We start from the raw sequence: 19,373 nt of genomic DNA, 5'->3' as shown, positions 1-19,373 counted from the left end.
TTTATATTATGAATTCCAAAGAAATCATCATTTATTTAATCATTCCTTTAATTGGAATTATATTTTATATACTCCTGGCAAAAAAAATAAAACAGGAAAAATCAAAAAGTTTTCTTCTCATAGAATTTCTTATGATTTTTGCTAATTATGGTGGGCTGATTCAAATAGTCTTTATTTTCTTTCTGTTACAATGGTCAGCAGTTTTCTACTTGTTTTACTTTTATTTAGCACTTATTGCACCAATTATTATGGGATTTATAGCTTATAGACGAAGAAATTATAAAACACCACCCATTTTCGACCAATGGGCGTATATGTGCGCAGGATTATATTTTGTTTTTGCACCAATCATTTTTGCTGTTTTATATTTTGCATAATAACCTAAATAAATGATCACGATCATCATCTTTTAATTACAGCACTAAAAGCCCGTATTCCCTTAACGTATTTATGGGTTTCGAATACCAGAAAAGTTCAAAGTTTTCCAATTCTGTCTCAAAATCGGTCTTAACTTCCTGAAAAGTATATACTTTTTCATTAGAGATCGAAATTTTATTCAAGATAGCAGTTAACCACTCTCCTTCTTTTTTATTGGTTTGAACGATAAAAGTTTCCTTTTTATCGTGGAAGGTGAGTGAGGCCATTTCCCAGGTATTTCCCTTTTTGGATTTGATGAAATAATCTGCCGAAGGCTTTCCTCCTATCCACACTACTTTTGCAGTAGGTTTCGTATTAAAATGGTCGCTGTCGTTTAATGCCTTTTCAATAAAATCGGCTGGAATTTTTGTCCTCGGGATTTTAAAATCGAACCAATCCTGCAGTTCGTAATCAAAACAGATCCCGTGCATAAAATTGAAGAGCGATTTCTTCAATCCATAGCTGAATTTATTATGATCAATGCCTGTTTTATCCGTGTAATTGATATCGTTATTGGCAAAACTCCCAATCACTTCTGTTTCTTTTACAACCCCGAATTTTTCAGGATACATCCCCACCGGACTATGTGCCGTCATGGCAAACTGGTGCCAAAAACCCGATTGTAGTATACCTGCTTCAAATAATTGGCGTACCATTTCTAAGCTATCAACCGTTTCTTGCACCGTTTGCGTAGGATAACCATACATTAAATAAGCATGAACCATAATTCCTGCTTCGGTGAAATTGCGGGTAACCTTAGCTACCTGCTCTACCGTTACGCCTTTATCGATCAGTTTCAACAAACGATCAGATGCAACTTCCAATCCACCTGAAACAGCAATACAGCCGGAACCTTTGAGCAACAAACATAAATCCTGACTAAAACTTTTCTCAAAGCGGATATTCGTCCACCAGGTAACTGCTAATTTCCTTCTGATAATCTCCAAAGCCACTTCACGCATCAGTGCAGGCGGAGCTGCCTCATCCACAAAATGGAATCCATTCTGCCCCGTTTTGGCATATAAATCCTCAATACGGTCCACAATTAACTTAGCGGCTACAGGCTCGTAAACTTTAATATAATCCAGTGAAATATCGCAAAAGGTACATTTACCCCAATAACAGCCGTGCGCCATGGTAAGTTTGTTCCACCTTCCATCACTCCACATGCGGTGCATAGGGTTAACAATTTCAATTACTGAAATGTATTTGTCTAAAAGCAGGCCTGTATAGTCTGGTGTGCCTACATCTGCTTGTTTATAATCGTTTCTGAAAGCATCATTACGGTAAACCACCTTGCCATTTTCAAGCAGAAAAGTTCTTTTGTAAAAGCGGGCTTCAGCCGGGATAGGATGCGTAATATTATGGTACAACAATTCGATTGGCAGCTCTCCATCATCCAGAGTGATGTAGTCGAAAAACTCAAAAACCCGTACATCTGATAGCGACCTTAATTCGGTATTTGGGAAACCACCACCCATGGAAATTTTGATTTCAGGATGATTGGCTTTTATCCATTGCGCACAGCGGAAAGCGCTGTACAAATTGCCCGGAAAAGGAACAGAAATCAAAAATAATCGAGGTTGTACCGCTTCAATTTTCTCTTTTAAAACCGAAATCAGGATCTGATCGATGTAAGTAGGTTCTTTTAATAAGGCACCGTATAACTCGTCAAAAGAATTCGCACTTCTGCCTAAACGTTCGGCATAACGACTAAAACCAAAATTTTCGTCGATACATTCAACAATATAATCAGATATGTCTTCCAGATAAAGTGTGGCCATATGTTTTGCTTTATCCTGCGTACCCATCGCTCCAAAGGCCCAGTCTAATTCTTCTAAAGCAGCAAACCTTGAAGCCTGAGGCAAAAAGTCATCACTACAGATCTGTAAGGCCAGGGTTGGGTTTTTTCCCTGAAGAAAAGCGATTACGGCATCAATGGTTTTTAAATATTCATCCTGTAAAGCAAAAATACGTTTAGCGTTGTCGCTTTTAGGTTTTTGATTGTCTACCCTAAATAAATCTTGTAATCCTTTTTTAGAAAACAATTCCAAAATTACTTCAATTCCTAAGTCGGCCTGTGTTGCGCTGATATTTTTGGTATTCAGAAAACCTTTTATATACGCCGTTGCTGGATATGGGGTATTCAGTTGAGTAAACGGTGGCGTAATGGCAAATATTTCGGTTTTCAAAAGGAATTGTTTTTTCTGCAAAAGTACGGGATTTTCGGAAGTTTAAGGCTGTATTTTAACACTATTGTGCTAACTGAAAATCAACTGCGATTAATTTTCCGTGTTTTAAGTAATTCCGTGGCTGTTAATTCTCTCTGAGCTTAATGGTAAACTAAAAGCCCAATTAACACGTTTTATCCTTACATCAACACCTTTTCTATCTGAATGAAAGTTTTTTGTCTTTACATCCTGATGCTCTGCGCGCAACTCAGCTTTGCGCAAAAAACATTTATATTTCCTAAAATCAAAACACAAGGATCTTCTGTTGAACAGTTTACCCCTGCCGACTGGACAGTTATCGACCAGGCCTACGGCGATTTAAACAACGATGGTTTAGCCGATTTAGCAGTAATTTTAGAATATGACAAAGCAATTGATGAAACCCGGGTTTATGGCGACAACAGCAGCGCGATTATAAAAGAAACACAGAAACCGAGGATTTTGGCTTTATTTTTTAAAGACAAATCATCTGGAAATTATTATTTATCTACACAGAATAATGATTTCATTTTACGTTCGGAAGAAGGTGGTAAACTGGGCGACCCGCTGCAAAAGACTGCGATTAAAGACCAGCAACTTTATCTCCGCTTTCAAGGAGGATCAGAGTGGCGCTGGGAATTGGGCTATACTTTTAAATTCGAAAACAACGATTGGTTTTTAACCAGCGCCATCAATCTTTACTTTAACCAAAATACCGGAGATATGACCGAAAGGGTTTACGATTTTAAAACACGCGAATTATTTACCACTGCTGGTAATTTGCACAGAAGGGATATTGCCAATAAGAAAACCAGTGAAGTATTGTATTTTTCTCAACTGAGAACATTTAAGACTTTCAAAAAGCCATGGGCTTGGGAAATTATACCAAATGTTTATTTGTAGGTGATTATGTTAGCACCAACTTTAAGATTCGATTTCAGTGATAATAAAATTTGTGGCATAAATTCTTTTAATGTCAAATAAGTATTATCAAATGCATTCAAAACGATTATTGGAAGTGTATATTTTGAAAAATTTTGTTGAAACTGAAGATTTTTATCAAAAGTAATCAATACATCAAATTCATCCGCAATCATTAACTTCAGTAATTCTCCATTCTTAACACCATTCCAGCCCATATCACGAACAGTATAAATCTCATGTTCTTCGAAATGTTCTTTTAATCTTTTGGGAAGGTTTTCATCAAGAAGCAATTTCATAGATTTTATCTATATGATCTGACGTTATCAATTTATTAGCAACTTCTAAGACACTAATAACCTGCTTTTTAGAAACACTTGGAAAATCTTCTAAAAATTCGTCAATGGTGATTCCCTTTTCGACATGGAAAAATAAGGTTTCAACTGGAACTCTTGTACCTGCAAAGACAGGTAAACCGCCTAAAATATCAGCATTTGTTGAAATTATATCTTTTAACGATTCCATAGTATATCAAATTTACTAAATTTAATCGTAAATTTTAAAGCCTAAATGATTTTATTGCGTCTGAGCTTTTTGCCAAAGAACCACTGTTTTAGGTAAATAAACCTGATAAAGTGGAAAGCCCGGAGCGAGGAACGAGTGAGGACTTGGAACGATAGCAGGGCTGCAAATCCGAAGTATTACAGCCGCCTATTTCCAAAATAATATTGACCACCTGAGAGACTTAAAAAACCTGATAGGTTTAGCAACCGTTAAATATTCTGCGCAATTACAAAACCACTGGCCCAGGCCCATTGAAAGTTATAACCACCCAGCCAACCGGTAACATCTAAACATTCGCCACCAAAAAACAGATTGGGTATTTTTTTACATTCCAGGGTTTTAGAAGAGATTTCATTAGTATCTATCCCACCGCGCATCACCTCGGCCTTGTCGTAACCTTTATCGCCTGCGGGTTTAACCTTAAAATGATGGATCGTTTGTTCAATTAAATCGATTTCTCCTTTTGTTAACGCTGCAACAGGCTTGCTTAAAGGCAAAAATTTTCCTAAGGCATCAGTAAACTTCTTGGTATAAATCCTGTTTAACAGCGTAGATAATAAAGTTTTACCATTTGTTTTTCTTTCCTCATCCAATAATGCTACGATATCCTGATGGGGCAACAGATTCAGGTTAATGGTTTCGCCCCTTCTCCAAAAAGAAGAGATTTGCAAAATAGCCGGACCGCTCAATCCCCAATGGGTAAAAAGAATATTTTCTTCGAAGGAGATTTCATCATTGCTGACTTCACAAAAAACAGAATTGCCTGAAAGCTGGGCAAACCACTCTTCATCTTTACCGGTAATGGTTAAGGGGACTAAAGCCGGCGCAGTTTCAATTATTTTTAGATCATTTTTTCTGGCAAAACGTAAGGCAAAATCGGTAGCACCCATTTTCGGAATAGGTAGACCACCAGCGGCAATTATCAGTTTAGCTGCCGTTAAAACAACCGTTTTACCATTTTTCTCATAACTTACTTTAAAGCCATCAGGTAATATTTCAATGTCTTTTACATCAGCATTACACCTAATTTCCTGACAAAAATCCTCGCAGATGGAGGTAAAAACCTGAACAACATCCTTCGCATTTTTATCATCAGGAAATAATTGACCCAAAGTTTTTTCTTTGCCTGTTATGCCATAAGTCTCAAAAAAGCTAATGGTATCATCAACCGTCCACTGGGTAAAAGCCGATTTTACAAAATGTGAATTGGCAGATATAAACTGCTCAGCTGATGTGAATTGATTGGTATAATTGCAGCGGCCGCCACCAGAAATTAAAATTTTGGCACCAGGTTTTTCATTTTTCTCAAGCACAATTACTTTCTTACCCAAATAGCCTGCCTGCACGGCACACATCAATCCGCAGGCACCTGCACCAATAATTATTGCATCAGCATTCATCAATAAAATTTATTATGGTTACTTTTGCACAAAAGTAGCATTATTTTCAAGCGCATGGCAAAACAGATTAGCGAATTAAAATTAGGTATTTTAGGTGGTGGACAATTGGGCAGAATGCTCATTCAACAAGCAATCAATTACAATGTAACTACATTAGTTTTAGACCCAGATCCGGATGCTCCCTGCAAACACATTTCAAATTATTTCGAAAATGGCTCCATTACCGATTTTGACACCGTTTACAACTTTGGAAAGAAAGCTGATATTATTACCATTGAAATTGAAAAAGTAAATATCGATGCGCTTGAGCAATTGGAAAAAGAAGGTAAAAAAGTTTTTCCTCAATCGAGGGTGATCCGTTTAATTCAGGATAAAGGCGTACAAAAACAGTTTTTCAAGGAAAATGACATTCCTACTTCCCCTTTTCAGATTGTAAATACCAAGGAAGATATGGAGAACAGTCCTTTCCATTTTCCATACATTTTGAAATTGAGGAAAGATGGTTATGATGGTAAAGGCGTAATGAAAATCAACAATGCCACCGATCTTGAGAATGCTTTTGATGCGCCTTGTATTATTGAAAAACTGGTCGATTTTGAAAAAGAAGTAGCAGTAATTGTGGCCCGGAACGCCAATGGTGATATGAAAACCTTCCCAATGGTTGAGATGGAATTTAATCCTGAAGCCAACCTGGTAGAATTTTTAATTTCCCCTTCAACTTTTGCTGAAAGTTTGCAACAAAAGGCAGAAAATATTGCCAAAAACATAGCTTCTGCGATGAATATTACCGGAATTTTAGCGGTTGAGATGTTTGTTTGCAAAGATGGCGAATTATTAGTTAATGAGGTAGCCCCTCGTCCGCACAATAGCGGCCATCAGACTATTGAAGGTAACTATGTTTCTCAGTTCGAACAGCATTTACGCTCAATTTATAACTTGCCATTAGGCGATACCAGCAGCATTACCAATGCCATTATGATTAATTTACTTGGCGAAAAAGGTTTTGAAGGTATAGCCAGGTATGAAAATCTGGAAAAAATATTAGCTATCGACGGCGTCTATGTTCACCTATATGGCAAAAAATACACTAAACCTTTCCGCAAGATGGGCCATGTAACCATTGTAGATATTGACAGGGAAAAAGCCATCGAAAAAGCAAGGTTTGTACAAAAAACATTGAAGGTAATTGCATAGCTTCCTAGCCCGCTGAAGGGGGAACTAACAGCGAAGTGGAAGTACAAAATTTTAAAAGAAGTTAACAAAGAAATAAAATAGATATGAGTCAAGGAAATTCAAATTCGGCATTAGTAGGCATTATCATGGGTAGCAAATCTGATTTACCTGTAATGCAAGATGCTGCTGATGTATTAAAAGAATTTGGAATAAACTATGAAATTACGGTTGTTTCTGCGCACAGAACACCAGAACGCATGTTTAATTATGCGAAAGAAGCACAAGGCCGTGGCTTAAAAGTGATTATTGCAGGAGCTGGCGGTGCTGCTCACCTACCTGGGATGGTGGCTTCTATCACTACTTTACCCGTAATCGGTGTTCCGGTTAAATCATCAAACTCTATAGATGGATGGGACAGTATTTTATCAATCTTACAGATGCCGAATGGTATTCCGGTTGCTACGGTTGCCTTAAACGCTGCTAAAAATGCAGGTTTGTTAGCTACGCAAATCTTATCAACTGCTGATGAATCTTTAACGGTTAAAATGCAGGCTTATAAAGATGAGTTGAGAAGAAAAGTTGAAGAAAGCGCAGATAATCTGGAGTCCTAAGTCAGGAGTAATTAGTCTATTTAAAATCGCCATTTTAGTGCAGCTTCTCAAGGCGGTCGTCATGCTGAATTTATTTCAGCATCTTACCAGTATGATAGACCCTGAAATGAATTCAGGGTGACGGATCTAAGATTAAATCCTAAGATCTTTTAAAGACATACTGATAAAAAAGATGAGGTTATTCCTTCGTAAATGTAAAAGGGCAATGAAAATAAATTTTGCATCGCCCGCTGTATTCTGAGATTATTTGGTCTTCCTTTAAATTGAAAATCGCCAATTGATTAATTTAGACTCGGATCTACTGGAAAATTACTAATATGTGCATATTTCGGGCCTAGGTTTACAATTACATCCCGCCAAAGCTTTTCGTCATCATTACTGAAAATGAGATCAGGGTTAAAGGTATCACTCACCATCCAGGCATTTTGATCAATTTCACGATCAAGTTGTCCATAATCCCAGCCAGAATACCCCATAAAAAACTTTACCTCGTCCTGGCTTATGGCATTGGTATTTAACAGGATTTTAAGTGTTTCGAAATTTCCTCCCCAGTATAAACCATTCCCAATAGGTTCCCCACTCTGTAATTTATCGTAACACCTATGGATAAAATGCAAGGTATCTGCAGCAACAGGTCCACCGAAATAAATGTAATTTTTTGCATCCCATAAGTCCTGAATTACGTCGTTCAACATCAGATTTCCTACCTGGTTAAGAATGTAACCTACTGTTCCATCATCACCATGTTCGGTTAACAGCACTACAGATCTTTTAAAATTCGGGTCGGCCATAAATGGTTCTGAGATGAGTAAGCGGCCAGTTTTTGGTTTTATATTGTTCAGCATGATGATAATCATTTGTTACACCATAAAAGATGCCTATTTTTGTTAAATGCAAGTTACAAATGAATTTCTACAAAACCTGCGCCAAGATTACAAAAGCGCTTCACTGGACGAATCTGACGTTGACCAAGATCCGATTGTCCAGTTTCAAAAATGGTTTCAACACGCAGTTGATGCCCAGATATACGAACCAAATGTAATGACTTTGGCTACAGCCGATAAAGCTGGCCGACCAGATGCCCGTATAGTGCTGTTAAAAGGCGTTGATGGAGATGGTTTTAGGTTTTTCACCAATTACCTGAGTGCTAAAGGAAAAGAACTAAAACGCAATCCTTATGCAGCTTTGGTGTTTTTCTGGCCAGAGCTTGAAAGACAGGTGAGAATTGAAGGAACAGTAGAAAAATTGGATAAAGAAACATCAGAAGCCTATTTCAGCACCAGACCTATTGCCAGTCAGATTGGAGCAGTAGTTTCACCACAAAGCCAGATTATTCCGAACAGGACATTTTTGGAAGAAAAAGTTGAAGAACTTAAAGCTAAAAGTTCCGATAAAGGCATTGCGAAACCAGCACACTGGGGAGGTTATATTGTAAAACCGACAAGAATAGAGTTTTGGCAAGGAAGAAGAAGCAGGTTACACGATAGGATAAACTTCGAAAAGACTAATGGTATCTGGACTAAAACCAGGTTAGCGCCATAAGGTTGTTTATCAAAATCAAAAGAGATCGGCTTTAAGGCAAGATCTTCATTTAACTAATCGTTTACCAGTAATTCTCTTTTTATAATCTTTTAAAGGATGAAACAAATCGCAGTTATAGGATCTGGCACCATGGGAAATGGCATCGCCCATACCTTCGCACAATTCAATTATAAAGTCAATCTGATTGATATCAATCAGCCTGCATTGGACAAGGCAATACAAACCATTACCAAAAATTTAGACAGGCAGGTTGCCAAAGGAACCTTAACAGAAGATGATAAAGCGGTCACTCTGAATAACATCTCTACCTACACATCAATTAAGGATGGTGTTCAAAGTTCCGATTTAATTGTAGAAGCTGCTACCGAAAATGTAGACTTAAAATTGAAAATTTTTAAGGATCTAGATGAGTATGCACCTGCACATGCTATTCTCGCTTCCAATACTTCCTCTATTTCCATTACACAAATTGCTGCTGTAACCGGAAGAGGTGATCAGGTAATCGGAATGCACTTTATGAACCCGGTTCCGGTAATGAAGTTAGTAGAAGTAATAAGAGGTTATGCCACCAGTGATGAAACGACCAGTACCATCATGCTACTCTCTCAAAGTTTAGAGAAAGTTCCGGTTGAGGTAAATGATTATCCTGGTTTTGTGGCCAATCGCATTTTAATGCCCATGATTAATGAGGCCATTTATACCCTATACGAAGGCGTTGCAGGTGTGCACGAAATCGATACCGTGATGAAACTTGGAATGGCACACCCTATGGGGCCTTTGCAGTTAGCCGATTTTATTGGTCTGGATGTTTGTTTGGCAATTTTAAAAGTATTACATGATGGTTTTGGCAACCCTAAATATGCACCATGCCCTTTACTGGTAAATATGGTTGCCGCAGGTAAAAAAGGAGCCAAAAGCGGCGAAGGCTTTTATCAATACACAGCAGGATCAAAAGAACTAGTCGTTTCTGATAAATTTAAAAAATCCTAATTTTTTTAGCATTTAATTTTATATTTGCCGTATGAATGAGAACCTGGATCCTGAAGCAAGCAACCTGACCCCTACCGATCGTGATATTGAAAGGGTTTTGAGGCCGCAGGCTTTCGAAGATTTCACGGGGCAGGAAAAAGTGATGGAAAACCTGAAGATTTTTGTTCAGGCGGCGAAACTCCGCGGTGAGGCTTTGGATCATGTTCTTCTGCATGGTCCTCCCGGATTAGGTAAAACCACACTTTCTCATATCATTGCCAATGAAATGGCTACCGGTATCAAAGTAACCTCTGGTCCGGTATTGGATAAACCTGGTGACCTGGCTGGTCTATTAACTGGCCTGGATGAAGGCGATATCCTTTTCATTGATGAGATCCATCGTTTATCTCCCCTTGTAGAAGAATACCTGTACTCTGCAATGGAAGATTTTAAAATCGATATTATGCTCGAAACTGGTCCAAACGCCCGTTCGGTACAGATATCGCTTAATCCTTTTACGCTGGTTGGCGCCACTACACGTTCTGGTTTGTTAACAGCGCCTTTAAGAGCCCGTTTCGGAATTAACGCCCGTTTAGCTTACTACGATGCTAAGTTGCTCACTACAATTGTGCTACGCTCTTCTGATATATTAAAAACACCTATAAGTGACGAAGGCGCCTATGAAATTGCCCGCCGTAGCCGTGGTACGCCCCGTATTGCAAATGCACTTTTACGCAGAACAAGAGATTTTGCGCAGATTAAAGGAAATGGAAATATCGACACCGAAATAGCCCGCTATGCCTTAAATGCACTAAATGTGGATGAGCATGGCTTGGATGAGATGGATAACAGGATTCTGGTTACCATTATCGACAAATTTAAGGGTGGTCCGGTAGGTTTAAAAACCATTGCAACGGCCGTTGGAGAAGATGAAGGTACTATTGAAGAGGTTTATGAACCCTTTTTGATCCAAGAAGGCTACATCATGCGTACTTCACGTGGCAGAGAGGTTACCGAAGCAGCTTATAAACATTTAAAGAAGAACTATCCTGGCCAAACAGGGAAGTTGTTTTAATGCTATATACTGTTTCCCGCAGATCCAAATGATAAAAAACGCAGATCATCACAGATAGCACATGTAACCTACAGATCAAAAAAAATCATTTTAAATCTGTGAACTTGATCTGCCAAATCTGCGGGAAAAGTGCCACAAGGTTGTTAAAGATCTAAACGATAAGCTTTTCTGAAAATACTATCAGAAATATTATCAGTATTAAAATTGACCAATAATCCCAATTTATAACCCGATAACTTTAAATGTTTATGAACTATTTTTAATCCAGAAAGGATATATCATGCGTACCTTAAGTGGGCGAGAGGTTACCGAGGCGGCTTATAAACATCTAAAGAAGAATTTTCCGGGACAAACCGGGAAGTTGTTTTAATACTTATGCTATTTTCCCGCAGATCCAAATGATAAAAAACGCAGATCATCACAGATAGCACATGTGGCCTACAGATCAAAAAAAATCATTTTAAATCTGAGAGCTTGATCTGCTAAATCTATGGGAAAAGTGCCACAAGATTGTTAAAGATCTAATCGATAAGCTTTTATGAAAATAATATAAACGATATTATCCAGTATTAAAATTGACCAATAATCCCAGTTTATAACCCGATAACTTTAAATGTTTATGAACTATTTTTAATCCAGGAAGGATATATCATGCGTACTTCAGGTGGCAGAGAAGTTACCGAGGCGGCTTATAAGCAATAAAGAAAAATTATCCTGGCCAAACCGGGAAGTTGTTTTAATGCTATATGCTTTTTTCCCGCAGATTCCAAATGATAAAAAACGCAGATCATCACAGATAGCATATATGGCCTACAGATCAAAAAAAATCATTTTAAATCTGCGAGCCTGATCTGCTAAATTTGCGGGAAAAGTGCCACAAGGTTGTTAAAGATCTAAACGATAAGCTTTTCTGAAAATACTATCAGAAATATTATCAGTATTAAAATTGACCAATAATCCCAATTTATAACCTGACAACTTTAAATAAGTAAGCAATTGTTTATGATGAACATTCATAATAAACTCCACTGATTTTAATTCAACGACCACCTTTTTTTCTACTAAAAGATCTAATCTATACCCAACATCAACGGTAATTTCCTCATAGTGCATGGGCAATGAAACCTGTCTTTGCACAAATAACCCTGCCTTTTCTATTTCATATTTTAAAGCAGCTTCATAAGCAGATTCGAGTAAGCCCGGTCCAAGCGTATTATAAACTCTAAAAATACTTCCTCGAATGATATATGATACTTCATTTTCCGTCATTACTTAAATTTAATAATTTATTCCAGAAAAGAATACTCAAAAATACAACCTCACAACCTATTAACATTTTCAAGAAAACATTAACGCAGCTTTTGTGTTCAATAGCTACAAATCAAACATTATGAATATTGAATTACGTAAACTAACGCTAGAAGATTACGCGGATCTTAAAGAATCAATGCTACAAGCCTACGACAGTATGGGTGGTTCCATCTGGCCGAAATCAAGTATTGCAAAACTTATAAATATTTTTCCCGAGGGGCAGCTCTGTATTGCAGTGGATGACACAGTTGTGGCCTGTTCATTGGCTATTATAGTAGAATACGACGAATATGGCGATCGGCATACCTATAAATTAATCACTGGTGATTATTCATTTACAACACATGATCCAAATGGAGACACTCTGTATGGCATCGAAATTTTCGTTCACCCTGAATACCGGGGTTTACGGTTAGGAAGGAGACTATATGAAGCCAGGAAAGAACTCTGTGAAAGCCTTAACCTCAAAAGCATTATTGCCGGCGGAAGAATTCCTGGTTACCATGAATATGCGGAGAAGTTAAGCCCGAGACAATATATAGATAAGGTAAAGGCAAAAGAAATTTACGATCCCACTTTAACTTTTCAGATTTCGAATGATTTTCACGTCAGAAAAGTATTAAAAAATTATCTACCTGGCGATAAAGAATCAAAAGAATATGCCACCTTAATTGAGTGGAATAATATTTATTACCAGGGTATTGATGCCTCGGCACGTTCGGCAATGACCATTCGATTAGGTTTGGTGCAGTGGGAAATGCGTTTGTTCCCAAATATGGAAGCTTTTTATGAACAGGTAGAATTTTTTGTTGATGCTTTGAGCGGTTACAAATCAGATTTCGTGATGTTCCCCGAGTTATTTAATACGCCCCTGTTGCAACCCTACAATCACTTACCGGAAATTGAGGCGATGCGAAAGCTTGCCGAAAAAACGGAAGAGATTGTACAAAAAATGCATGAATATTCATTGAGTTACAATACAAACATCATTACGGGCAGTATGCCACTTATTGAGGATGGTAAACTTTACAATGCTACTTACCTCTGTCACCGTACGGGTAAAATAGATGAGTACAGAAAAATCCACATCACACCAAATGAGCAAAAATATTACGGCATGATTGGTGGTGATAAGGTGCAGGTTTTTGATACCGATTGTGGTAAAGTAGGCATTTTGATTTGTTATGACGTAGAATTCCCAGAATTAAGCCGCATTTATGCCGAGCAGGGGATGCAGATTTTATTTGTACCATTTTTAACCGATACACAGAACGGTTATACCCGTGTTCGCCACTGCGCGCAGGCAAGGGCAATAGAAAACGAATGTTACGTGGCCATTGCAGGTTGTGTAGGTAATTTACCAAAGGTGAATAATATGGATATACAGTTTGCTCAATCAGCAGTGTTTACCCCGTCCGATTTTGCTTTTCCAACCAATGCTATAAAAGCAGAAGCAACGCCAAATACTGAAATGGTATTGGTAGTAGATGTTGATTTACATTTATTAGACGAACTACATCATTACGGAACAGTAAAGGTGCTAAAAGACAGGAGGAAAGATCTTTATCAGGTTAAACTTTTAAAATAATTGCTATAAAAAATGCCGGTCAAATTAATGTACCGGCATTTCATTTTTAATCTAAAGCTAATTATTTTCTCATTACAAACCAGATAATCAGGCCAATAATTACAGCCAGAGGTAGCACCCATTTCAAAGCTTGTCCTCCTCCGTTTTCGTCCTTTTCTGTAACTGCTGGTTTTGCTGGCCCGGGATCTTCTTTATGACTTTCGTAATCTTTTTCAATCGGTTTAGGAGCTGCTCCTGATTCCGTATGTTGTGGATCTATATTTTCCATAGCTAATGCTTTAAAAGCTCTCCTGTATAGTGTTAAACCAACAGGGCGAACCATAATTAATTAATTTAGTTTCTGTAGCTAGAACAAGTGATTAATGAAAATGTTTTAATTCCTAAGCCTTATCTTTGCAGACCGGTGTATAACAATTATGCGAAATATAGCCAATTGATAAAAGATGAAGCCCTGCGTCTGGGTTTCATGGCCTGTGGCATAGCTAAAGCTGAGTTCCTTGAAGAGGAAGCGCCAAGGCTGGAAAATTGGCTCAACCAAAACCGTCATGGCGAAATGAAATACATGGAAAATTATTTTGATAAGCGCCTTGATCCCAGATTACTGGTTGATGGCGCTAAATCTGTAATTTCTTTATCGCTAAACTATTATACTGAAGAAAAGCAGTCAGACCCCAATGCACCGAAAATTTCCAAGTATGCGTACGGGCAGGATTACCACACTGTAATCAAAGAGAAATTAAAAGAACTGACTCATTTTATAGAAGAAAATATTGGAGAAGTTTCTGGAAGGGCATTTGTAGATTCTGCTCCGGTTTTAGACCGCGCCTGGGCAAAAAAATCAGGAATTGGATGGATCGGTAAAAATTCCAACCTGATCAGCAAAACCGAAGGTTCTTTTTTCTTCCTTGCTGAATTGATTGTTGACCTGGAATTGGGTTACGATCATCCATACCAGGCCGATTACTGCGGCAGCTGTACCCGCTGTTTGGATGCCTGCCCTACTGATGCTATTATTGCACCACAGGTTGTAGATGGAACTAAATGCATCTCCTACCTCACCATTGAGCTCAAAAATGAGATCCCAAATGAGTTTAAAGATAAAATGAGCAACTGGATGTTTGGCTGCGACATCTGCCAGGATGTTTGCCCGTGGAACCGTTTCTCTAAAGCACACAATGAAGAAGCCTTTAAGCCGGAGAATGGCTTACTGGATTTGAATGCAAAAGACCTGACTGAAATTACAGATGATGTTTTTGAAAAGGTTTTTAAAGGATCGGCAGTTAAGCGCACTAAATTTAATGGACTGAAAAGGAATATCGATTTTCTTAAGCCCGAATAATCACAAATCTTTATTATATTTGATATGATGACTGATATTCAATTATATACCAAGCTAGCAGACTTACCTACTGAACTAAAAAAGCGGGTATCAGATTATATTGATTCTTTAATGGCTAAAGATAGGTCTTTAATCAAACCGCAAAAGAGAATTGCAGGTTTAGGAAAGGGCTTAATCAACATGAAGGATAATTTCAATGATCCAATAGAAGGCTTTGAGGATTATCTTTAATGAACTTGTTACTTGATACACATATCGTAATCTGGTTTATCACTAATAATGGTAAACTTTCGAAAAAGATCAAAAACATTATTGAAGATTCAAATAACAGATGTTTTATTAGTATAGTGAGTTATTGGGAGCTATCTATTAAATATTCTCTTGGAAGACTAGATTTGAATTCAACTATTGAAGAGATATTTAATATTATAGAGAAAAGTGGATTTGATATATTACCGATAACATTAAATCATATCATCCAACTTTCAAAGCTAGAGCATTTCAATAATGATCCTTTTGATCGATTGATTATATCTCAATCGATTATTGAAAATCTTCACTTGGTTAGCAACGACAACTATTTCCCGGCTTATAATGTACAGCTGATCAACTAACAAATTGTCAAGCGCAACAAATTTACCGGACTAAAAAGGAATATCAATTTTCTGAAACCTGAATAAGTATGTTTATAGACTCATGGATTAATACGAGCTTCATGCTGATCCGATAGCTATCGGACTTATTTCAGCATCTATCATTAAGAATTGGGTTAAATAGGTCCTGAAACAAGTTCAGGATGACGATCGCCCAAAAACTTGACTATGTTAAGGAAGTCAAGTTTTTGGGCGATTTGCTCGGCTCGACTTGACTTCCTTGGTATTCATCTAATTCACCGAAAAGCTGTTATCACTTTTAACCTTATCCGGCGTGTGCGGGTTCCCCATTACTACTTTAGATAACTTTCTATTAGTTGTTATATTTATTTTCACCTGTCGGTCGCCTTTTTCCCATACGCCAATAGTACTGTGATTCTTTTCAACAGAACCATCCTCATAAGTTAGCGTTAAATCAATAGGCAAAGGCTTAACACTTTTATTTTCAATGCTTACTGTATATCCACCTGAAGTTTTATCTACAGCTTTAATGGCCATATCGGTCACACCATCTTCAAAAAACCAGGCTTTCCAAAACCAGTTTAAATTTTTACCACTGCCCTCGTTTATACTGTTAAAGAAATCGTATGGCATTGGGTGTTTGCCATTCCAGTTTTGAATATAAGTGTGTAAAGCTTTAGTAAATAACTCATCTCCAAGATAATCTTTAACGTACAAGTAAGCTAAACCAGGTTTAGGATAGGAGTTAGTAAAAGAGCCTGATCCTTTTAAATCAGGTGTCAAGGTCATAATCGGAGTATCGTCTTTCCCGCCAGATGAGGACGCCGTAGGTTGTACGCCATATTCATCAAGAATAGTAGAATCAATCATTGGTGATATTAGCCACTCACCGATAGTTGCCCAACCTTCATCCATCCAGCCATACTTGGTTTCGTTTATACCCATATAAAATGGAAACATGGTATGGAAAATTTCATGATCGGTTAAGGTAATGGCATCTGTACGATTGTCAACCGGATTATCATTTACCATCATTGGATATTCCATCTGGTCTAAACCATCAAATATCGTTTCGTGGTTATAAGGAAAAGGCCATTTTGGAAAAGTATAGCTCATAGATTCTACTGTTTTACGGGCGAAATCAATCACTTCATAATAATCTTTATGTTTCGGGTTAAAAACAGCATCCACACGTGTCCTTCTTTTCGTTTTAGGATCAACCACTAAACTGCTCGATTTCCATAAGTAATGATCACTCAAAGCAAATACAAAATCGGTTACATTTTTGGCTTCAAACTTAAAAGTGTTATAAGCATTAGGTTGCGTTACTTTTTTATCGGCTAAATCTTTATCGGTAATCACATCAATTACAGCATCGTTCTTTTCGGCAGATAACATTCTCGAAACAATATCTTTCTGGAAAACTTCCGAAGGGTTTTTCAGATCTCCTGTTGCCCAGACACCGTAACCTCCCGGCACCGTAATTGAAGCATTAAACTGATCGAAATCATTGTAAAATTCTTCTGCACCTGTGTAAGGAAATTTGTTCCAGCCATCCACATCATCGTAAACTGCTATCCGGGGAAAAAAATAGGCTACAAAATGAGAACCCTCATCTACCTGACCAGTACGCATGTGTGAGCCCTTATTTAACGTATAGCTATAATCGATAGAAAAGCTAATGGTTTTGCCTGGTATAACCGCAGGAACATTAACGGTCATATTTGTTCCATCAATTTTAAAATCGGTGATTGATTTTCCGTTCGCAACCATTTTTTCTATCGCAACTCCATTACCAAGATCAGACTCTGCCAGGTTTGATTTTCTTGGTGTCCCCTTTTTGTACAGATTTGGATAAAGTTTAAACCAGATTTCCTTCAAAGTATCAGGACTGTTATTGGTATAAGTTACCTGAACCTTACCCTTTAATAACCTGCTGCCAGGATTAAAATCTACATTCAAATCATACTTTGAAGTATTTTGCCAATAATGCTTACCGGGTTTCCCATTCGCATTTCTGGTTTCTTTCTGATAGGTTTTCTGAAATACCGGTTCTATCGGTAAAGTGGTTTGCGCATTTACATAAATTGCAGTACACAATAGAAGGCAAAATATTTTTATAGATTTCATGATGTATTTTTTTACCACAGATGGACACAGATAAACACAGATTTTATACAAAGTTTAATAGCCATTTAGCATTCTTTTAATTTCTACTCTTGGCTTCCCAAAATTGATTAACAGTCCACATCTTTTATTACAAGCAACCAAATAATTCATCAGCTGCGCCTGATGAATCTCATTTAATTCCTTTATAGCTTTAATTTCAACAATAATTTCCTCTTCAACCATTAAATCTGCAAAATACTCACCTACAATTTGATCATCGTAAAAAACATGTAGTGGCTTTTGTTTGAGCACAGATAAGTTAAGCTTTACTATCTCCAAGAACATCGCATTCTCATAAACTTTCTCCAAGAAACCACAACCAAGTATATTTGAGACTGTATAAGCAGCTCCAATGATCTTCTCCGTTATAGCATTAAGTTCTTCCAAATCACTTAATTATCTGTGTTTATCCTTTTTATCTGTGGTTAACCAGACAACCCTACTTGCCAAACTTCATTTTCAATTGTTCCAGCATATCCGTATCGATCGGCTTTGCAGGTTTTTCTGGCTTCGGTTGAGGTTTCTGCTGATATTGAGGTTTATTGGCAGGTGCGTTATTTTGAGGTCGCGCTGCTTTGTTCTCGTTTTTCTTCGCATTGAACTTTGCCCATTCCTCGTCTAATTTCTTTTTTGTATATAAGGGGAAGTCGCCATTTTTCATCCAGGCATAATAGCTGGGCTCAACAGAAAATACCTGAGCAGCGGTTTTACCTTTGTGTTTACCAAAGTTAAAACATACCTCATCATTATCATTGTAAACCAACCTACCAGCAAAATCTACAGGTTTATTAATGTTGGTGAAGATATGCAATGCATCGACGTCGTTTACAACCGGAATACTTTTTACGCCCTGTTTGCTTTCGAACTCAGTTTCCTTGTACATTTCTAATTGTCCAAGTAAAACTTTATAGGTTGCTATAACATCTGCTTCTGCGGCATGCGCATTAATTAAATCTTCCTGACAATAGAATTTATAAGCTGCTTTTAAGGTACGTTGCTCCATTTGGTGGAAAATATTCTGTACATCAACAAACTTTCGATTGTTCATCTCAAAATCCACTTCAGCTCTTAAAAATTCTTCTAAAAGCATAGGGATATCAAATTTGTTTGAATTGTATCCTGCCAGATCACTTTCTCCAATAAATTCAGCAATTTCTGCAGCTAAAGTTTTAAAGGTAGGCTCGTTTGCAATATCTTCATCATAAATACCGTGTATTAACGAAGTTTGCAAAGGAATTGGCATTTCCGGATTTACGCGCCAGGTTTTAACAAGTTCAGAACCATCTGGCATGGCTTTTAAAATCGCTATTTCAACGATCCTGTCAGCTCCAACATTAACTCCAGTAGCTTCTAAATCAAAAAATGCTAAAGGGCGCTTTAAATTTAATTTCATTTCTTATGATGTGAGATTGGCGACATTAGATTTGAATCGGAATGTCAAATTCTTTTTTTTCAAAAATGCTAAAAAGG

General features: G+C 37.5%; 23 protein-coding genes. 13 read left to right on the top strand and 10 right to left on the bottom strand.

Features of this window, described 5'->3' with window-relative positions:
• Positions 1-8 precede the first annotated feature (8 nt).
• The gene (locus tag ACUN24_RS15890) at positions 9-377 is read left to right on the top strand and encodes a hypothetical protein (RefSeq protein ID WP_445563380.1); all 369 of its coding nucleotides are present in this window, start codon (positions 9-11) and stop codon (positions 375-377) included.
• Between the two features lie 36 nt (positions 378-413).
• Here the strand turns inward: ACUN24_RS15890 and ACUN24_RS15885 are convergent, their stop codons facing one another.
• Positions 414-2,609, bottom strand: coding sequence for a B12-binding domain-containing radical SAM protein (locus tag ACUN24_RS15885; protein ID WP_445563379.1), 2,196 nt, complete (start codon positions 2,607-2,609; stop codon positions 414-416).
• Positions 2,610-2,813: 204 nt separating this feature from the next.
• Between ACUN24_RS15885 and ACUN24_RS15880 the strand changes: the two genes are divergently transcribed.
• Positions 2,814-3,530 carry a hypothetical protein gene (locus tag ACUN24_RS15880; protein ID WP_445563378.1) on the top strand — a complete coding sequence of 239 codons (717 nt, stop codon included), beginning with the start codon at positions 2,814-2,816 and terminating at the stop codon, positions 3,528-3,530.
• Here ACUN24_RS15880 and ACUN24_RS15875 read toward each other — a convergent pair.
• The 3 genes from ACUN24_RS15875 to ACUN24_RS15865 form a co-directional block, all read right to left on the bottom strand.
• Positions 3,521-3,847 (bottom strand): DUF5615 family PIN-like protein, encoded by a 327-nt coding sequence (locus tag ACUN24_RS15875; RefSeq protein ID WP_445563377.1) that lies wholly within the window; start codon positions 3,845-3,847, stop codon positions 3,521-3,523. The two genes, ACUN24_RS15880 and ACUN24_RS15875, sit on opposite strands and share 10 nt — an antisense overlap.
• Positions 3,831-4,073, bottom strand: coding sequence for a DUF433 domain-containing protein (locus ACUN24_RS15870; RefSeq protein ID WP_025144700.1), 243 nt, complete (start codon positions 4,071-4,073; stop codon positions 3,831-3,833). The genes ACUN24_RS15875 and ACUN24_RS15870 overlap by 17 nt, the downstream gene beginning before the upstream one ends.
• Positions 4,074-4,321: 248 nt before the next feature.
• A complete protein-coding gene (locus ACUN24_RS15865) occupies positions 4,322-5,512 on the bottom strand; it encodes an NAD(P)/FAD-dependent oxidoreductase (RefSeq protein WP_445563376.1) in 1,191 nt (396 codons plus the stop codon).
• Positions 5,513-5,566: 54 nt separating this feature from the next.
• On the opposite strand from ACUN24_RS15865, the gene ACUN24_RS15860 reads away from it, so the two are divergent.
• A complete protein-coding gene (locus ACUN24_RS15860; RefSeq protein WP_445563375.1) occupies positions 5,567-6,706 on the top strand; it encodes a 5-(carboxyamino)imidazole ribonucleotide synthase in 1,140 nt (379 codons plus the stop codon).
• Between the two features lie 83 nt (positions 6,707-6,789).
• Positions 6,790-7,296 carry a 5-(carboxyamino)imidazole ribonucleotide mutase gene (gene purE, locus ACUN24_RS15855; protein ID WP_445563374.1) on the top strand — a complete coding sequence of 169 codons (507 nt, stop codon included), beginning with the start codon at positions 6,790-6,792 and terminating at the stop codon, positions 7,294-7,296.
• A 281-nt stretch (positions 7,297-7,577) separates the two neighbouring features.
• Here purE and ACUN24_RS15850 read toward each other — a convergent pair whose 3' ends face one another.
• Positions 7,578-8,141 carry a YqgE/AlgH family protein gene (locus ACUN24_RS15850; protein ID WP_445563373.1) on the bottom strand — a complete coding sequence of 188 codons (564 nt, stop codon included), beginning with the start codon at positions 8,139-8,141 and terminating at the stop codon, positions 7,578-7,580.
• A 46-nt stretch (positions 8,142-8,187) separates the two neighbouring features.
• On the opposite strand from ACUN24_RS15850, the gene pdxH reads away from it, so the two are divergent.
• The 5 genes from pdxH (at position 8,188) to ACUN24_RS15825 (ending at position 11,584) form a co-directional block, all read left to right on the top strand.
• Complete coding sequence (pdxH, locus tag ACUN24_RS15845; RefSeq protein WP_445563372.1) at positions 8,188-8,838, top strand: pyridoxamine 5'-phosphate oxidase; 651 nt, start codon at positions 8,188-8,190, stop codon at positions 8,836-8,838.
• A gap of 96 nt (positions 8,839-8,934) precedes the next feature.
• Positions 8,935-9,828 (top strand): 3-hydroxybutyryl-CoA dehydrogenase, encoded by an 894-nt coding sequence (locus tag ACUN24_RS15840; protein WP_445563371.1) that lies wholly within the window; start codon positions 8,935-8,937, stop codon positions 9,826-9,828.
• A gap of 31 nt (positions 9,829-9,859) precedes the next feature.
• Entirely contained in the window at positions 9,860-10,882 is a 1,023-nt protein-coding gene (gene ruvB / locus ACUN24_RS15835; RefSeq protein ID WP_121283333.1) for a Holliday junction branch migration DNA helicase RuvB, read from the top strand.
• 280 nt (positions 10,883-11,162) lie between these two features.
• The gene (locus tag ACUN24_RS15830; protein ID WP_445563370.1) at positions 11,163-11,252 is read left to right on the top strand and encodes a hypothetical protein; all 90 of its coding nucleotides are present in this window, start codon (positions 11,163-11,165) and stop codon (positions 11,250-11,252) included.
• 212 nt (positions 11,253-11,464) lie between these two features.
• A complete protein-coding gene (locus ACUN24_RS15825) occupies positions 11,465-11,584 on the top strand; it encodes a Holliday junction DNA helicase RuvB C-terminal domain-containing protein (protein WP_445565143.1) in 120 nt (39 codons plus the stop codon).
• Between the two features lie 183 nt (positions 11,585-11,767).
• Here the strand turns inward: ACUN24_RS15825 and ACUN24_RS15820 are convergent, their stop codons facing one another.
• Positions 11,768-12,151 (bottom strand): GxxExxY protein, encoded by a 384-nt coding sequence (locus ACUN24_RS15820; protein ID WP_445563369.1) that lies wholly within the window; start codon positions 12,149-12,151, stop codon positions 11,768-11,770.
• Positions 12,152-12,272: 121 nt separating this feature from the next.
• On the opposite strand from ACUN24_RS15820, the gene ACUN24_RS15815 reads away from it, so the two are divergent.
• Entirely contained in the window at positions 12,273-13,781 is a 1,509-nt protein-coding gene (locus ACUN24_RS15815) for a GNAT family N-acetyltransferase (protein WP_445563368.1), read from the top strand.
• Between the two features lie 61 nt (positions 13,782-13,842).
• On the opposite strand, the gene ACUN24_RS15810 is transcribed toward ACUN24_RS15815, so the two are convergent.
• A complete protein-coding gene (locus tag ACUN24_RS15810) occupies positions 13,843-14,049 on the bottom strand; it encodes a hypothetical protein (RefSeq protein WP_086545979.1) in 207 nt (68 codons plus the stop codon).
• 135 nt (positions 14,050-14,184) lie between these two features.
• On the opposite strand from ACUN24_RS15810, the gene queG reads away from it, so the two are divergent.
• Genes queG through ACUN24_RS15795 form a run of 3 tightly spaced genes read left to right on the top strand, consistent with a single transcriptional unit; the run spans position 14,185 to position 15,734 of the window.
• Positions 14,185-15,120 carry a tRNA epoxyqueuosine(34) reductase QueG gene (gene queG / locus ACUN24_RS15805; protein WP_445565142.1) on the top strand — a complete coding sequence of 312 codons (936 nt, stop codon included), beginning with the start codon at positions 14,185-14,187 and terminating at the stop codon, positions 15,118-15,120.
• A gap of 24 nt (positions 15,121-15,144) precedes the next feature.
• Entirely contained in the window at positions 15,145-15,351 is a 207-nt protein-coding gene (vapB, locus tag ACUN24_RS15800) for a type II toxin-antitoxin system VapB family antitoxin (protein WP_445563367.1), read from the top strand.
• Positions 15,351-15,734 (top strand): type II toxin-antitoxin system VapC family toxin, encoded by a 384-nt coding sequence (locus ACUN24_RS15795; protein WP_445563366.1) that lies wholly within the window; start codon positions 15,351-15,353, stop codon positions 15,732-15,734. Before vapB ends, ACUN24_RS15795 begins: the two co-directional genes overlap by 1 nt.
• Before the next feature lie 270 nt (positions 15,735-16,004).
• Here ACUN24_RS15795 and ACUN24_RS15790 read toward each other — a convergent pair whose 3' ends face one another.
• From ACUN24_RS15790 to ACUN24_RS15780, 3 genes are read right to left on the bottom strand one after another with little or no spacing between them, the layout of a single operon-like run.
• Entirely contained in the window at positions 16,005-17,864 is a 1,860-nt protein-coding gene (locus tag ACUN24_RS15790; RefSeq protein WP_445563365.1) for a M1 family metallopeptidase, read from the bottom strand.
• Between the two features lie 54 nt (positions 17,865-17,918).
• Positions 17,919-18,290, bottom strand: coding sequence for a GxxExxY protein (locus ACUN24_RS15785; RefSeq protein WP_445563364.1), 372 nt, complete (start codon positions 18,288-18,290; stop codon positions 17,919-17,921).
• Between the two features lie 52 nt (positions 18,291-18,342).
• On the bottom strand, positions 18,343-19,296 hold the full coding sequence (locus tag ACUN24_RS15780; protein ID WP_445563363.1) for an exonuclease domain-containing protein: 954 nt from the start codon (positions 19,294-19,296) through the stop codon (positions 18,343-18,345).
• Between the last annotated feature and the right edge of the window lie 77 nt (positions 19,297-19,373).

The organism is Pedobacter sp. WC2501 (assembly GCF_052682415.1).
The sequence above is the reverse complement of the archived record's forward strand: the minus strand, read 5'-3'. Positions and strand labels throughout refer to the sequence as shown.

Coding starts and splice junctions, on each gene's coding strand:
- ACUN24_RS15890 (WP_445563380.1), top strand. CDS start 9: ATGAATTCCAAAGAAATCATCATTTATTTAATCATTCCTTTAATTGGA.
- ACUN24_RS15880 (WP_445563378.1), top strand. CDS start 2,814: ATGAAAGTTTTTTGTCTTTACATCCTGATGCTCTGCGCGCAACTCAGC.
- ACUN24_RS15875 (WP_445563377.1), bottom strand. CDS start 3,847: ATGAAATTGCTTCTTGATGAAAACCTTCCCAAAAGATTAAAAGAACAT.
- ACUN24_RS15870 (WP_025144700.1), bottom strand. CDS start 4,073: ATGGAATCGTTAAAAGATATAATTTCAACAAATGCTGATATTTTAGGC.
- ACUN24_RS15865 (WP_445563376.1), bottom strand. CDS start 5,512: ATGAATGCTGATGCAATAATTATTGGTGCAGGTGCCTGCGGATTGATG.
- ACUN24_RS15860 (WP_445563375.1), top strand. CDS start 5,567: ATGGCAAAACAGATTAGCGAATTAAAATTAGGTATTTTAGGTGGTGGA.
- purE (WP_445563374.1), top strand. CDS start 6,790: ATGAGTCAAGGAAATTCAAATTCGGCATTAGTAGGCATTATCATGGGT.
- ACUN24_RS15850 (WP_445563373.1), bottom strand. CDS start 8,141: ATGCTGAACAATATAAAACCAAAAACTGGCCGCTTACTCATCTCAGAA.
- pdxH (WP_445563372.1), top strand. CDS start 8,188: ATGCAAGTTACAAATGAATTTCTACAAAACCTGCGCCAAGATTACAAA.
- ACUN24_RS15840 (WP_445563371.1), top strand. CDS start 8,935: ATGAAACAAATCGCAGTTATAGGATCTGGCACCATGGGAAATGGCATC.
- ruvB (WP_121283333.1), top strand. CDS start 9,860: ATGAATGAGAACCTGGATCCTGAAGCAAGCAACCTGACCCCTACCGAT.
- ACUN24_RS15830 (WP_445563370.1), top strand. CDS start 11,163: ATGCGTACCTTAAGTGGGCGAGAGGTTACCGAGGCGGCTTATAAACAT.
- ACUN24_RS15820 (WP_445563369.1), bottom strand. CDS start 12,151: ATGACGGAAAATGAAGTATCATATATCATTCGAGGAAGTATTTTTAGA.
- ACUN24_RS15815 (WP_445563368.1), top strand. CDS start 12,273: ATGAATATTGAATTACGTAAACTAACGCTAGAAGATTACGCGGATCTT.
- ACUN24_RS15810 (WP_086545979.1), bottom strand. CDS start 14,049: ATGGAAAATATAGATCCACAACATACGGAATCAGGAGCAGCTCCTAAA.
- vapB (WP_445563367.1), top strand. CDS start 15,145: ATGATGACTGATATTCAATTATATACCAAGCTAGCAGACTTACCTACT.
- ACUN24_RS15795 (WP_445563366.1), top strand. CDS start 15,351: ATGAACTTGTTACTTGATACACATATCGTAATCTGGTTTATCACTAAT.
- ACUN24_RS15790 (WP_445563365.1), bottom strand. CDS start 17,864: ATGAAATCTATAAAAATATTTTGCCTTCTATTGTGTACTGCAATTTAT.
- ACUN24_RS15780 (WP_445563363.1), bottom strand. CDS start 19,296: ATGAAATTAAATTTAAAGCGCCCTTTAGCATTTTTTGATTTAGAAGCT.